Origin of the sequence: Streptomyces fildesensis, from assembly GCF_016107395.1 — a bacterium.
Taxonomy (GTDB): domain Bacteria; phylum Actinomycetota; class Actinomycetes; order Streptomycetales; family Streptomycetaceae; genus Actinacidiphila; species Actinacidiphila fildesensis.
Map to the genome: position 1 here is coordinate 400845 of NZ_JAAIKO010000004.1, position 14537 is coordinate 415381.

The window sequence follows — 14537 nt, forward strand, 5'->3', positions numbered from 1 at the left end:
AAGCATGCCTACGACGACGCCCCCCGCGCAGCACGAGTCGGACGCCGACATCAAGCGGCGCGAGCTCGCCTCGTTCCTGCGCAGCCGCCGCGAGCGCATCGCTCCCGAGCAGGTCGGACTGCCGGCGGGGCGGCGGCGCCGCACGCCCGGGCTGCGCCGCGAGGAGGTCGCGGGGCTCGCCGCGGTCGGCGTCACCTGGTACACGTGGCTGGAGCAGGCCCGGGACATCCAGGTGTCCGCGCAGGTCGCGGACGCGATCGCCCGCGCCCTGATGCTCGATCCGAACGAGCGCGTGCACCTGTTCACCCTCGCCGGGGTCGCCGACCCCAGCCCCTTCGCGGACTGCCCCGGCATGTCGGACCAGATCCGTCTGATGCTGGAGCAGCTGGAACCGCTGCCCGCCTTCGTCGCCAACAGCCGGCACGACGTGATCGCGTACAACCGCACCTACGGGCGGCTGGTCGACGATCTGGACGCGCGGCCCTTCGAGGACCGCAACATCATGTGGCTCGCCTTCACCGACCCGGCCTGGCGCGAGGCGCTGATCGACCGGGAAGAGGTGATCCGGCTGATGGCCGCCAAATTCCGGTCGGCGATGGCCGAGCACCTGGCGGAGCCGGCCTGGAAGTCGCTCCTCAAGCGCCTCCAGCAGGCGTCACCGGAGTTCTGCGAGGCGTGGGACCGCCATGAGGTGCTCCAGCCGGACAACCGCTCCAAGCGCTATCTGAACCCGCAGGTCGGGCTGCTCACCTTCGACTTCACCCATCTGTGGCTCGGCCCGCGCTCCGGGCCGCGGCTCGTGACGTACACCCCGGCGGACGAGGTGACGCGTACCCGGCTGCAGCGGCTGTACGAGCTGTGCGGCCCTGCCGCGAGTGACGCGCGGCCCGTTCTCGCGTCGGCGGGCCGGTCGTAGTCAGGAGTTCGTGACCGCTTCGGTCCCGACGGTCAGGGGCGCCGGTTCCCGGAACCGCGCCGCGGCCCGTTCCGCGGTCCCGGCGGCCCAGCGGCCGGTGGTCAGCGTGCCGAGGAGCAGGACGACGGCGCCGCAGCCCGCGATGATCCACCAGGCGGTGGTGTGCAGCCCGGCGGCGATGGCGGCGCCGATCACGGCGACCCCGAGCGACTGCCCGACCTGGCGGCTGGTGGAGGCGACGGCGGCGGCCACCCCGGCCTGCGAGCGCGGCATCCCGGACACGGCGGTGTTGGTGATCGGCGCGTTGACCAGACCGAACCCGATGCCGAAGAGGACGTACGAGGTGAACAGCAGTGTGTTGGAGGACTCGGCGTCCAGGGCCGCGAACATCACACCGCTGATCGTCATCGCCGTACCCGCGAGCACCAGCGACAGCCGTGGCCCCCGGTTGCCGACCAGCCGCCCGGACAGCGGGGCGAAGACCAGGCACATGACGGCCATCGGCAGCATGTAGAGCCCGGCGTCGAGGGCGGAGAGACCGCGGGTGTTCTGCAGGTACAGGGTGTTGAGGAAGAGGAAGCCGCCGAGCGCCGCGAACGCGCTCACCGCTATGACCGTCGCGCCGCTGAAGGGCGCGCTACGGAAGAAGCCGAGCTCGATCAGCGGGTCCACGCGGCGCCGCTCGTAGCTGAGCAGCCCGGCGAGCGAGCCGATGGCGACCGCCAGGCAGCCGAGGATCAGCGCCGACGTCCAGCCCGCGTCCGGCGCCTCGATGATCGCGTACGTCAGGGAGCCGAGCAGGGCGATGACGAACAGCTGGCCGACCGGGTCCACCCGGCGCGGCTTGGGGGCGCGCGACTCGGGCACGTAGCGGGCGGTCAGGGCCAGCGCGAGCAGTCCGACCGGGAGGTTGATCCAGAAGATGGAACGCCAGCCGACGGTCTGCACGAGCAGTCCGCCGAGCACCGGGCCCGCCGCCATGCTGACGCCGACGACGCCGCCCCACACCCCGATCGCGCGGGCGCGCTCCCGGGGGTCGGTGAAGGTGTTGGTGATGATCGACATCGCGACGGGGTTGAGCATCGAGCCGCCGACCGCCTGCACCATCCGGAAGACGACCAGCCAGTTGAGGCTGGGCGCCAGGCTGCAGAGCACCGAGCCCGCGGTGAAGAGCACCAGACCGGTCTGGAAGACCCGGCGGCGGCCGATCCGGTCGGCCGTCGAGCCGGCCAGCATCAGCAGCGAGGCCAGCACCAGCGTGTACGCGTCGATCGTCCACTGCAGACCGGAGACCGAGGCGTGCAGTTCCTTCTGCAGGGAGGGCAGCGCCACATTGAGGATGGTGTTGTCGAGGCTGACCATGAGCAGGCTCATGCAGCAGATCGCCAGCACGAGCATGCGGCGCCGGGGGCTCAGTTCCGGCACTTGGGCCTCCTGGGATCGGCCGTTCTCCGCCCTCGTGGCCAAGGGCACACATATACGTGAACGGTACATCGAAATCCCCGTCCGGCGTACGCGACAATGGGGCCATGACCGCTGACGCCACCATGCCACTTCAGATCGGCCCGCACACGGTGTCGCCGCCCGTGGTGCTCGCCCCCATGGCCGGCATCACCAACGCGCCCTTCCGCACGCTGTGCCGTGAGTTCTCCGGCGGCAAGGGGTTGTTCGTCAGCGAGATGATCACCACCCGCGCCCTCGTCGAGCGGGACTCCAAGACGCTGCGGCTGATCCGCTTCGACGCGACCGAGAAGCCGCGCTCCATCCAGCTCTACGGCGTCGACCCGGTGACCGTCGGCAAGGCCGTCCGCATGATCGCGGACGAGGGCCTGGCCGACCACATCGACCTCAACTTCGGCTGCCCGGTCCCCAAGGTGACCCGCAAGGGCGGCGGCTCGGCCCTCCCGTACAAGCGGAACCTGCTGCGCTCCATCCTGCGCGAGGCGGTCGGCAACGCGGGCGACCTGCCGGTCACCATCAAGATGCGCAAGGGCATCGACGACGACCACCTGACGTACCTCGACGCGGGCCGGATCGCGGTCGAGGAGGGCGTCACCGCGGTCGCCCTGCACGGCCGCACCGCCGCACAGCACTACGGCGGCACCGCCGACTGGGACGCCATCGCCCGCCTCAAGGAGCACGTCCCGGAGATCCCGGTGCTCGGCAACGGCGACATCTGGCGCGCCGACGACGCGCTGCGCATGATGCGCGAGACCGGCGCCGACGGCGTCGTGGTCGGCCGCGGCTGCCTCGGCCGCCCCTGGATCTTCGGCGACCTGGTCAGCGCCATGGAGGGCGGGGACGCCCAGGCCCGGCCGACCTTCAAGGAGGTCGCCGTCGTCATGCGGCGGCACGCCGAGCTGCTCGGCGAGTGGATCGGCGACGAGGAGCGCGGAGTGATCGACTTCCGCAAGCACGTCGCCTGGTACACCAAGGGCTTCTCGGTCGGCTCCCAGCTGCGCCGCAGCCTCGCCGTCTCTTCCTCCCTCGCCGAGCTGGACGAGCACCTGGCCGCCGTGGACCTCGACCAGCCCTGGCCCGAGAGCGCCGAGGGCCCGCGCGGCCGCACCGCGGGCAACAACCGCGTCGTCCTCCCGGACGGCTGGCTGAACGACCCGTACGACTGCGCCGCCGTCAGCCCGGAAGCCGAACTGGACACGTCGGGCGGCTGACGTCCTCGCCGGACGTCCTCGCCGTCCTCGGGCGTCCGAAAGGTGAGATGGGGCGTCCAGCGGGGCCTCCGGGACCGCGTGATTCACGCCACGTTTGATGGGGGTTGCGCTCAAATGAGCGCAGAGGCATGACTGCATCTCTCCAAAGGATGGCACTCAGTGCCATCCCGGCTTCTCCACTTGATCAACGATTTCTCACGCAGGGTGATCTCTGATGGGTGATCGCACCACGCTGCGCGGTCGTCGATTCGACAAGTGAACGGAATCCGGTGTGGATCACCGGGGCGCGTTACTTTCGATCTAGTGGCAGACGGGTGGTTACGGCCGTCTGATGTGGTGATGGACGTGCTGCAAAGCCTTGGGAATGGGTACGCTCCCCGCCGTCAGGGCATCCCTCCCCCAGACCCTGTCCGGGGGGACCTCACGAGGAGTCGAGTCCCGTGTCGGAACAGGTATCGCAGAAGTTCGTCTACGACTTCACTGAGGGCAACAAGGAACTCAAGGACCTGCTCGGCGGAAAAGGTGCGAACCTCGCCGAGATGACCAACCTCGGTCTGCCCGTCCCTCCGGGCTTCGTCATCACGACCGAGGCGTGCAAGGTCTACCTGGACTCCGGCCACGAACCGGCGGAGCTCCGCGACGAGGTGAGTGCGCACCTCGACGCCCTCGAGCAGAAGATGGGCAAGAAGCTCGGGCAGCCGGACAACCCGCTGCTGGTGTCCGTGCGGTCCGGGGCCAAGTTCTCCATGCCCGGCATGATGGACACCGTCCTGAACATCGGCATGTCCGACGCCTCGGTGGCCGGGCTCGCCGCCCAGGCCGGGGACGAGCGCTTCGCGTGGGACTCCTACCGCCGGCTGCTGCAGATGTTCGGCAAGACCGTCATGGGCGTGGACGGCGAGCTCTTCGAGGAGGCCCTCGAGGAGATCAAGCGCGCCAAGGGCGCCGAGAGCGACCTCGGGCTCGACGCGGCCGACCTCCAGCAGCTCGTGGAGGAGTTCAAGGGCATCGTGCTCAAGGAGACGGGCCGCGAGTTCCCGCAGGAGCCGCGTGAGCAGATGGACCTCGCCGTGCGCGCGGTCTTCGACTCGTGGAACACCGACCGCGCCAAGCTCTACCGCCGCCAGGAGCGCATCCCCGGCGACCTCGGCACGGCCGTCAACATCTGCTCCATGGTCTTCGGCAACCTCGGCCCCGACTCGGGCACCGGCGTCGCCTTCACCCGTGACCCGGCTACCGGCCACCAGGGCGTCTACGGCGACTACCTGCAGAACGCGCAGGGCGAGGACGTCGTCGCGGGTATCCGCAACACCGTGCCGCTCGCCGATCTCGAAGGCCTCGACAAGGCGTCGTACGACCAGCTCATGCAGATCATGACGACGCTCGAAACGCACTACAAGGACCTGTGCGACATCGAGTTCACCATCGAGCGCGGCCATCTGTGGATGCTGCAGACCCGCGTCGGCAAGCGCACGGCGGCGGCCGCCTTCCGGATCGCCACCCAGCTCGTCGACCAGGGCCTGATCGACGAGGCCGAGGCGCTGCAGCGGGTCAACGGAGCGCAGCTCGCGCAGCTGATGTTCCCGCGCTTCGAGGAGGACTCGAAGGTCACGCGGCTCGGCTGGGGCATCGCCGCCTCGCCCGGCGCGGCCGTCGGCAAGGCCGTCTTCGACTCGTACACCGCCGTCAAGTGGTCGCGGTCCGGCGAGAAGGTCATCCTGATCCGCCGCGAGACCAACCCGGACGACCTCAACGGCATGATCGCCGCCGAGGGGATCCTGACCTCACGCGGCGGCAAGACCTCGCACGCCGCCGTCGTCGCCCGCGGCATGGGCAAGACCTGTGTGTGCGGCGCCGAGGAGCTGGAGGTCGACACCAAGCGGCGCCGGATGACCGCGCCGGGCGGGATCGTCATCGAGGAGGGCGACGTCGTCTCCATCGACGGCTCCTCCGGCAAGGTCTACCTCGGTGAGGTGCCGGTCGTCCCGTCCCCGGTCGTCGAGTACTTCGAGGGCCGGATGCACGCGGGCGCCGACGACGCCGACGAACTCGTCCAGGCCGTGCACCGGATCATGGCCTACGCCGACCGGGTCCGCCGGCTGCGGGTACGGGCCAACGCCGACAACGCCGAGGACGCCAACCGCGCGCGGCGCTTCGGCGCCCAGGGCATCGGCCTGTGCCGTACCGAGCACATGTTCCTCGGCGAGCGGCGCGAGCTGGTCGAGCGGCTGATCCTCGCCGACACCGACAGCGAGCGCGACGAGGCACTGGGTGCCTTGCTGCCGCTGCAGAAGGCCGACTTCATCGAGCTCTTCGAGGCGATGGACGGCCTGCCGGTGACGGTGCGCCTCCTCGACCCGCCGCTGCACGAGTTCCTGCCCGACATCACCGAGCTGTCGGTGCGGGTGGCGCTCGCGGAGTCCCGCAAGGACGCCAACGAGAACGATCTGCGCCTGCTGCAGGCCGTCCACAAGCTCCACGAGCAGAACCCGATGCTCGGCCTGCGCGGTGTCCGGCTCGGCCTCGTCATCCCCGGTCTGTTCTCGATGCAGGTACGGGCGATCGCCGAAGCGGCCGCGCACCGCAAGAACATGAAGGGCGATCCGCGTCCGGAGATCATGATTCCGCTCGTGGGCACCGTCCAGGAGCTGGAGATCGTCCGCGAGGAGGCCGAGAAGGTCATCGCCGAGGTGGAGGCCGCCACCGGCATAAACCTCAAGCTGACGCTCGGCACGATGATCGAACTGCCGCGCGCCGCGCTGACCGCGGGCCAGATCGCCGAGGCCGCGGAGTTCTTCTCCTTCGGCACGAACGACCTGACCCAGACGGTGTGGGGCTTCTCCCGCGACGACGTGGAGGCCTCGTTCTTCACCGCGTACCTGGAGAAGGGCATCTTCGGCGTCTCCCCGTTCGAGACCATCGACCGGGACGGTGTCGGCGCCCTCATCCGCTCCGCCTGCGAAGCCGGCCGCGCGGCGCGCCCCGGCCTCAAGCTCGGCGTCTGCGGCGAGCACGGCGGCGACCCCGAGTCCGTCCACTTCTTCCACGAGGTCGGACTCGACTACGTCTCCTGCTCCCCGTTCCGCATCCCGGTGGCCCGCCTCGAAGCGGGCCGCGCGGCGGCGGACCCGTCCGGCAACGACAGCCGGTGACCCCGTAGAACCATCTCCACCCTCACCGGGGGCGGCGTCTCGTGCGGAGACGCCGCCCCCACCTTTTTCCCCTGGGGTCAGTGGCTGCGGCGCCGACGGCGAGAGGTCAGCAGGAGGCCGCCGCCGACCGCGGCGGCTGCTCCGGCCGCGGTGAGCGCGGACCCGGTGCCGGCCCCTCCGGTGTCCGCGAGATGGTCGCCGGGCGCCGTGGTGGGTGCCGAGGTGGGCTTGGCGCCGCCGGTGGCCGGGGACGTGGGCTTGCCGGTCGGCTGCGCCGCCTTGTCGGCGACCTTGACCACCAGCGTGGTCGTGTTGTCGTTGATGTCCGGCTCCGTCGCCGGGAATTCGGAGCTGACGCGGGCCTCCCGGCGCTGCTCCTTACCGAGTGCCGCGGGGTAGACCTTGAAGCGGAAGGTGTAGGTGATCGTTCCGCCGGGCGGCACCGGTGTGGTGGGTCGGCACAACAGGCCGTTTCCCTCGGTGGCGATGCCGCAGGTCTTGTCCCACTTCCCGTAGTACTCCATCTGCCTCGGGTAGTCGCCCGGGCCGCTGGTGAGGATGAACGGGAGGTCGGCCTCCTGGCCGTGATTGGTGACGACCAGCCGTGTGGTCACCGGTGTGCTGCCGGGCTGCACCGGGGTGGTGGGGCCGGTCCACTTGACGCTCCAGTCCGCGCCCGGCTTGACCAGCACCTCCTGTCGAGCGGTGTTGTCCTCCGGATGCGTGTCGACCGCGTCGCCGATGTCGGCCGTCGCCGTGATCGTCAGCCTGGTGCCGACCGGTACATCGTCCGCGACCTGGACGGTCAGACTCTGGCTATCAGGGCGACAGGCGATCTCCCGCTTGTTCGCCGACGTGGGCTCGCACGTACGTTCCACCACGGGAACGTACGTCATGCCCTCCGGCAGGTGCACCAAGCCGCGGAACGTGCTCAGTGTGCCCGACTTCAGGTGCGTGAGGAGATAGAAGTGGAACTGCCGGCCGGGAGCCACCTGCGGGTGGAGGAACTGCATCTGGACGTCGGCGTCCACCGGGCCGGCATCCGCCTGCGCCTCGGCCGCCGGACCGGCCGCCAGCAGCAGCCCCGCGAGTCCCAATCCGGCCAGAATCGCCCTTGTGTGCCGTCCCATCGGTGTCCCCTTCGCCCCGTGAGCCACAGAGCCGAAATGGCCATGTGTTCACTGCAAGACACCTGATGGCCATGGGAAGTTGTACGGGGCGCACCCTTCCCGTGGTCCCAGGAGCCCGTTCTCCCTCGTCGCCCCCCGTCGTTTCACCCCACGCCGCCCTGCCTCCACCTTTCGTCTCCACCCTTTTCCGGCGTATCTGCCATGATCCGAACATGACTGCTTCTCCCTCCCGAACCCCTCCCCGGCTGGTGGCCACCGACCTCGACGGCACGCTGCTGCGCAGCGACGGAACGGTCTCGGAGCGGACCCGGCGGGCGCTGCGGTCGGTGGCGGCCGCGGGCGCCGAGGTCGTCTTCGTGACGGCGCGGCCGCCGCGTTACGTGGACGGCATCGCCGAGGGCGCCGGGCACGAGGGGACCGCGATCTGCTGCAACGGCGCGATCGTCTACGACGTCCCCGGCCGGCAGTTCCTCGACGCACGGCTGATGCCGAACCCCGTCGCGCGCAAGGCGGCGGAGGCGCTCGTCGCGGTGCTGCCCGGCTCGACGCTCGCCCTGGAGACCGGCCACCGCCTCATCAGCGAGCGGGACTTCGGGAAGAAGGACTTCCAGGAGGTGATCGTGGAGACCGCCGCCGAGCTGTGGGAGTCGGACGAGGACATCGTCAAGCTCCTCGTGCACTCGTCGCGGCACCACGCGGACCGGATGATGACCGCGGCGCACGACGCGGCGCTCACCGGCGTCGAGGTCACGCACTCCGGCGGCTCCGGCATGCTGGAGATCAGCTCGCCCGGTGTCACCAAGGCCGGCACGCTCGCCCTGTGGTGCGCGGCCCGCGGGATCGGCGCCTCCGAGGTGGTCTCCTTCGGCGACATGCCGAACGACCTGTCCACCCTGACCTGGGCAGGAGCCGGCTACGCGATGAGCAACGCGCACCCGGACGTCCTGGCCGCGGCGCCGCTGCGGGCCGCCACGAACGATGAGGACGGGGTGGCGCGGGTGCTGGAGGAGCTCTACGGCGGGTAGCACCCGCGCGCAGCGGTACGCGTTCCCCCGGCGCGTCCGATCCCGGGCCTCAGAACTTGTACGTCACACCCGTCAGCTGCTCGGACGCCGTCCACAGCATCTCGCCCGCGCGGTCGTCCTTCGTCCAGGAGGCGCGCCAGGAGCGGCTGGGCGCGCCGCGCCAGCCCTGCAGGCGGGGGCCGGTGAACGAATCGGGGGCCACGTCCGGTGCGGTGGCCGCGTAGAGCGTCGGCAGCGCGCCCGCCGCGGCCGACTGGCCGATGATCCGGTTGCCGATCCCGATGACGCGCTCGGCGCGCCTGCGGCCCTCCAGTTTGGCGCCCGCCGTCTGGAGATTCGTTTCGGCGTAGCCGGGGTGCGCGGCGGCGGCCACGATGTCCGCGCCCGTCGTCCCCAACTGCCGCGCCAACTCGTGGATGAACAGCAGATTGGCGCTCTTGGAGCGGCCGTACGCGATCCAGCGGCGGTAGCGGCGCTCGCTGTTCAGGTCGCCGAGATCCACGTTGGCGATCGCGTGCATCCCGCTGGAGACGCTGACGACCCGGGCCCCGGGTGTCGCGAGCAGCTTCGGCAGCAGCAGGCCGGTCAGGGCGAAGTGACCGAGGTGGTTGACGCCGAACTGCGTCTCGAACCCGTCGGCGGTCTGCGTGTACGGCAGGGCCATCACCCCCGCGTTGTTCACCAGCAGATCCAGCCGGTCGCCCGCGAACTCCTCCGCGAAGGCCCGCACCGACCCCAGGTCCCCCAGGTCCAGCCGTTGGAACACGGCCCGCGCCTCCGGGACCTCGGCCACCAACCGGTCCGCCGCCGCCTGCCCGCGCTCCTCGCTGCGGCACGCCAGGACGACCAGCGCCCCGCGCCGCGCCAGTTCCTTCGCGGCGCAGTACCCGATGCCGCTGTTGGCCCCGGTCACCACGGCGGTGCGTCCGGTCTGGTCGGGGATGTCGTTCGCAGTCCAGCCCATGTGACCGGTTCTCCTCGTGTCGCTGGCCGAAATCCGGATCCCCCGGCGGTCAGCTTAGAGAGCGGGCCGCCGATGCACGAGGCATGTGCGTGACAGGACAAGAACGGCACGTACGCGTGCGGCCTCGCGGCCGGTCAGCGCCCCGCAGCGGGTACCGTTCCGCGCAGGAAGCCGACGAGAAGTTCGGTGACGGCGGCAGGCCGTTCCAGGCTGGGCAGATGGCCCGCCCAGGGCAGTTCGACGTGGCGGGCGTCGGCGAGCAGGCCGGGCAGGGCGGCGGCGATCTCCCGGAAGTCCGTCACGTCATGGGCGCCCGACACGGCGAGGCACGGCGCCGTGACCGCCGCCAGGTCGAACTCGGCCCTGATCGGCTCGAACTCCTCGAGGGCGGCCAGCTGTACGTCGAAGGCGCGCCGCTGCATCCCGCGCACCGCCTCCCGGACGTCCGGCCCGCCCGCAGGACCCACCCAGGTGTCGACCATCAGCTCCACCGCCCCGGCGACGTCCCCCGCCTCCAGCAGTTCGTCCTCCCGCGCGCCGATCGCGCGCAGCCCGGCGCTGACCTCATGTCCGGGAAGCGCGGAACAGAGCAGCGCCAGGGCGCTCACCCGCTCCGGCCGGCGCGCCGCGATCTCCAGAGCGACCCGGCCGCCGGAGGAGGACGCCACCAGCGCGGCCCGCTCGATGCCGAGGGTGTCGAGGAGGTCCAGCACGTCGTCGGCGTTGCTGTACGGCCGGTCCGGCACGGGACTGCGGCCGAACCCCCGGAAGTCGCACCGCACCGGCCGGTACCCGGCGTCGACCAGGTCCGTCCACTGCGCGTCCCACATCCGCCGGTCGCACACCCCGGAATGCAACAGCACCACGGCCGGGCCGTCTCCGGCCACGTCATGAGAAAGAGTCATCCGGCAGACCCTACTCAGCCGCGGTCCGGCCCACCCCTGGATCACCGGCCCCTCGCGCGCCTTCAGCGCACGGCTGCCACCCGGCCGCCCACGTCGATCGTGCCGTCCGGGCCCGGGCGGGTCAGGATCTGGGAGGCGGTGCCCTGGCGGATGTCGAGGGGGCGGGCGAGTTGGGCGGCGAGGACGATCGCGGAGGCGCCGGTCGCCTCGTCCTCGGTGATCGCGTCGCCGCGGCGGGGGAAGCCGCGGGCGCGGACGCGGCCCGCCGCTTCGTCGGCCCAGGCCCAGGCGTAGAGCCAGCCCTCGCCCGGTGGCGGGGAGGGCAGGGCGTCGACCTCGGCGACCGTCGGGTACTGCTCGGTGCGGCGGCCGGGGGCCCAGGCGGCGCGGCCGCGGATCCAGGTGAAGTCGCCCTCCGTCCAGGCGGGGACGTCGCCGGCCGGCGGGCGCAGGAGGGACGACTTCAGGAGCCAGGCGGTGCCGGTGAGGGGGTGGCCGGCGAAGGGGAGTTCCACGCTGGGGGTGAAGATCCGAACGTCGCCGCGCTCCGCGTCGTCGATGAACACCGTCTCGCTGTAGCCGAGTTCGGCGGCGATCGCCTGGCGGGCGGCCGGGTCGGAGGAGTCGGCCGACACCACGCCCAGGAGGTTGCCGCCCCGGCCGTCGGGGCCGATGAACACCCGGAGCACTTCATGATCGGTCATGGGCCGATTCAAGCACTGCCCAGGAAGTGGAAGCCCGGCCGGGGATGCATCAGGAAGTCGTGGTGGGAGATGTTCCACGCGTACGCCCCGGCCAGCGCGAACACTACGCGGTCCCCGGCCCGCAGGCCGGGCGCCGGAACCCGGCGGGCGAGGACGTCCTTCGGGGTGCAGAGCTGGCCGGTGAGGGTGACGTGGTCCTGTCCGGCGGCGGGGCGCGGCCAGGGGTGCGGCCAGTGGCCGACGGGCAGGACCTCGCAGGGCTGGTCGTGGCCCTTCGTCGCCGGGGTGCGCAGATGGTGGGTGCCGCCGCGCAGCACGGCGAACTCCTCACCGTGGCTGGGCTTCACGTCCAGCGCCTCGGTGGCGTACCAGCCGCAGTAGGCGCTGAGGGCGCGGCCCGGCTCGATACGCAGCAGCAGGCCGGGGTGGGCGGCGATGAGGCGCGCGAGGCCTTCGCCGTAGGCGGTCCAGTCGAAGCGGGCGCCGGGATCGGCGTAGTCCACGGTCATGCCACCGCCGACGTTCACCTCGGGCAGCGCGATGCCGTGCCGGGCGGCCAGGCCCACCGCGAACGCCACCACCTCGGCGGCCACGGCGAGCTGCGCCGTCGCGTCGAGGCCGCTGGCGAGGTGGGCGTGGATGCCGCGCAGCTCCAGTTGGGGGTGGCTGCCGTCGGTGAGCAGCCGGACGGCGCTGTCGGCCTGTGCGGGGTCGAGGCCGAACGGGGTCGGGCAGCCGCCCATCGCCAGTGAACTGCCTTCCAGCGCCGCGCCCGGCACCGGCAGGTTGAAGCGCAGCAGGACGGGAACGGTCCGGCCGGGGGCCGGCCGCGCGGCGAGGTGGCCGAGCATGCGCAGCTCGTACTCGCTCTCCACGTGGAAGCGTTCCACGCCCAGCTCCAGCGCCGCCGCGATCTCGGCCGGGGTCTTGCCGGGCCCGCCGAAGGCCAGCGGGCGGTCCGGGACGGCCTTGCGGACATGGGTCAGTTCGCCGCCGGAGGAGACCTCGAAACCGTCGACGTACGGGGCGAGCGCGGTCAGGATCTCCGGCTCGGGGTTGGCCTTGGCGGCGTAGTAGAGCTCGACGCGCTCGGGGAGCGCGGCCCGTACGGCGGCGGCGTGGGCGCGCAGCTCCGCCAGGTCGTAGAGGTAGGCGGGCAGGTCGTCGGCGGCGAGGTACGTGGCCCGGTCGCGGACCGCGTCGGTCAGCAGCGCCGGGCCGGCGGAGGAGTTCGGGGTCATCGGGTGCTCCAGGGCTCGGTCCGGTCGCTGTCGTCGCCGCCGGTTCCGCAGCCCGCCGCGCCCGGCGCCGACGCCCCCGACAGCACGTCCTCGGCCAGCGGAGACGGCAGCCGTACGTAGCCGGCCTCGCGGTCCGCCTTGCGCTCCCAGCGCGTCAGGAGGTTGGCCTTGGCGGGCAGCGGGACCCCGGCGAGCAGGGCGCTGAGCCGGGGCGGGCAGCCGTGGTCGTCCGCGTACTCGCGCAGCACGCCGTGCACCCGCGCCCACAGCGCCGTCTCGGACTGCGGGTGCAGATCGGCGAGGGCCGCGAGCAGTTCGGCGACGTGGTTGACGAGCAGGCAGTAGATGACGCGGTCCCAGCCGCGTTCCGCGTCGTACGTCATGGGGGCCGCGACATCGGCGGGCAGCGCGGCGAGGGTGGCGGCATGGTGCTCGGGGAGGAGCTTGGTGCCCTCCAGATCGCGGAAGAGCACCTGGACCGGGAAGCCGTCGCCGTCCACCCCGATCAGCACGTTCTGCAGATGCGGTTCCAGCACGACGCCGTGGTCGAAATAGGCGGCGAGCACCGGCGGGAGCAGCAGTCGCAGATACGCCGTCCACCAGTCGAGGGCGGCCTGTGGGCCCGCCCCGTCGAGGAGCCGCGAGATGTGCGCGGAGCCGGTGGGGTACTCGTCGGCGACGGCGGCCGCCAGCAGCGGGGTGACACCGGGGCGCAGATGCGCGGCCAGGCCGTCGCGGACGATGACGCCGAAGCCTTCCAGCAGGCCGATGTCCGGGCGCCCGTCGGCGCCGGGCAGCGCGAGGCTGCGGTACGCGGGCTCCCGCAGCATGGCGCTGTCCGGGAAGCGCCCGGCCAGGTCGGCGAGGACCGGCGCCAGCAGGCGGGTGAGCGCGACCGCGCCGGACAGTTCGTAAGCGGCGTTCTTCCGCAGGCAGTTGGTGATCCGGATGTTGAGGCTGAACTTGAGGAACGTGTCGCCGTCGTACAGCGTGCGGACCGACGCGGTCGGTGCCGCGGCCGCGTCGCCGGTGCCCAGGTCGAGGATGTCGCCGCAGGCCAGGGCGGCGCGCAGCGCCGGGTGGTCGTGCAGCAGCCCGTACTGCCACGGGTGCGCGGGCAGCAGCCGGTAGCCGGCGGGCACCGGCCGCAGCCGGTCCAGCGGGTCGGCGGCGCCGGGTTCGCTGCGCTCCTCCGCGATCAGGTGCTCGCGGACGGCGAAGTGCCGCAGCGGGAACGTCGCGCCCGCCTCCGGGGCGTACGCGGCCCACGACGCCGGGTCGCCGGTGCGCGCCTTGGGGGTGGGGTGGAAGCGGTGACCGAACAGCAGGGACCGCTCGGACTCCAGGTAGTCGGGGGCGCCGGGACCGTCGTCGCTGCCGGGCACCGGACGGGGGAGCGACAGCGCGGCGGCGACGCCCCGGTGGCTGGAGACGATCTGGTCGAGGAACTCGTCGTTGCGCACCCCGGTGCGCAGTGACAGCTCGTCGTGCACGTACTCGGCGAGTCGGTACCAGTCCAACTCCTTCCACCCGTCCGCGTGTTGCTCCGCGACGGGGCCGGTGAACCGGTGGGCGCCGATGAGCGAGGTGCGACGCAGCGCGACACGCAGCAGCGCGTCCGCGCGGGGCAGCCGCAGCAGGAGGTGGCCGTCCGCGACCGCGGTCTGGTGCTCGGGTCCCGATACCTCGCGGAGCAGGCAGTTGAGGAGGGTGTGGGCCACGACGTCATCGGCGTCGGGAAGACCGCTGGCGTGAAGACCGCTGGCGGAAAGGGCGCTGGCGGAAAGGCCGGCGGAAGGCTGCGCGAGGTGCAGGGGAAGCGTCATCA

General features: G+C 71.8%; 11 protein-coding genes. 4 read left to right on the plus strand and 7 right to left on the minus strand.

Annotated features, from left to right (window positions below; genetic code table 11):
• Positions 1-4: 4 nt before the first annotated feature.
• Positions 5-916, plus strand: a complete 912-nt coding sequence (locus C6N31_RS09725) for a helix-turn-helix transcriptional regulator (RefSeq protein WP_138353214.1) — start codon at positions 5-7, stop codon at positions 914-916.
• Here C6N31_RS09725 and C6N31_RS09730 read toward each other — a convergent pair whose 3' ends face one another.
• Positions 917-2341 carry an MFS transporter gene (locus tag C6N31_RS09730; RefSeq protein WP_138353215.1) on the minus strand — a complete coding sequence of 475 codons (1425 nt, stop codon included), beginning with the start codon at positions 2339-2341 and terminating at the stop codon, positions 917-919.
• A gap of 104 nt (positions 2342-2445) precedes the next feature.
• On the opposite strand from C6N31_RS09730, the gene dusB reads away from it, so the two are divergent.
• The gene (gene dusB / locus C6N31_RS09735) at positions 2446-3588 is read left to right on the plus strand and encodes a tRNA dihydrouridine synthase DusB (protein ID WP_198357396.1); all 1143 of its coding nucleotides are present in this window, start codon (positions 2446-2448) and stop codon (positions 3586-3588) included.
• Between the two features lie 440 nt (positions 3589-4028).
• A complete protein-coding gene (gene ppdK, locus C6N31_RS09740; protein WP_138353217.1) occupies positions 4029-6740 on the plus strand; it encodes a pyruvate, phosphate dikinase in 2712 nt (903 codons plus the stop codon).
• Between the two features lie 77 nt (positions 6741-6817).
• Here the strand turns inward: ppdK and C6N31_RS09745 are convergent, their stop codons facing one another.
• Positions 6818-7870 carry an LPXTG cell wall anchor domain-containing protein gene (locus tag C6N31_RS09745; protein ID WP_138353218.1) on the minus strand — a complete coding sequence of 351 codons (1053 nt, stop codon included), beginning with the start codon at positions 7868-7870 and terminating at the stop codon, positions 6818-6820.
• Positions 7871-8082: 212 nt separating this feature from the next.
• On the opposite strand from C6N31_RS09745, the gene C6N31_RS09750 reads away from it, so the two are divergent.
• Positions 8083-8895 carry an HAD family hydrolase gene (locus C6N31_RS09750; protein WP_187144872.1) on the plus strand — a complete coding sequence of 271 codons (813 nt, stop codon included), beginning with the start codon at positions 8083-8085 and terminating at the stop codon, positions 8893-8895.
• 49 nt (positions 8896-8944) lie between these two features.
• On the opposite strand, the gene C6N31_RS09755 is transcribed toward C6N31_RS09750, so the two are convergent.
• The 5 genes from C6N31_RS09755 to C6N31_RS09775 all read right to left on the minus strand — a co-directional run bounded on the left by C6N31_RS09755 (position 8945) and on the right by C6N31_RS09775 (position 14535).
• A complete protein-coding gene (locus tag C6N31_RS09755) occupies positions 8945-9859 on the minus strand; it encodes an oxidoreductase (protein WP_138353219.1) in 915 nt (304 codons plus the stop codon).
• Between the two features lie 134 nt (positions 9860-9993).
• On the minus strand, positions 9994-10764 hold the full coding sequence (locus C6N31_RS09760; RefSeq protein ID WP_138353220.1) for an alpha/beta fold hydrolase: 771 nt from the start codon (positions 10762-10764) through the stop codon (positions 9994-9996).
• Between the two features lie 62 nt (positions 10765-10826).
• Positions 10827-11468, minus strand: coding sequence for a PhzF family phenazine biosynthesis protein (locus tag C6N31_RS09765; RefSeq protein ID WP_138353221.1), 642 nt, complete (start codon positions 11466-11468; stop codon positions 10827-10829).
• Between the two features lie 8 nt (positions 11469-11476).
• Entirely contained in the window at positions 11477-12709 is a 1233-nt protein-coding gene (locus tag C6N31_RS09770; protein WP_138353222.1) for a type III PLP-dependent enzyme, read from the minus strand.
• On the minus strand, positions 12706-14535 hold the full coding sequence (locus tag C6N31_RS09775) for an IucA/IucC family protein (RefSeq protein WP_138353223.1): 1830 nt from the start codon (positions 14533-14535) through the stop codon (positions 12706-12708). Before C6N31_RS09775 ends, C6N31_RS09770 begins: the two co-directional genes overlap by 4 nt.
• Positions 14536-14537: the final 2 nt, after the last annotated feature.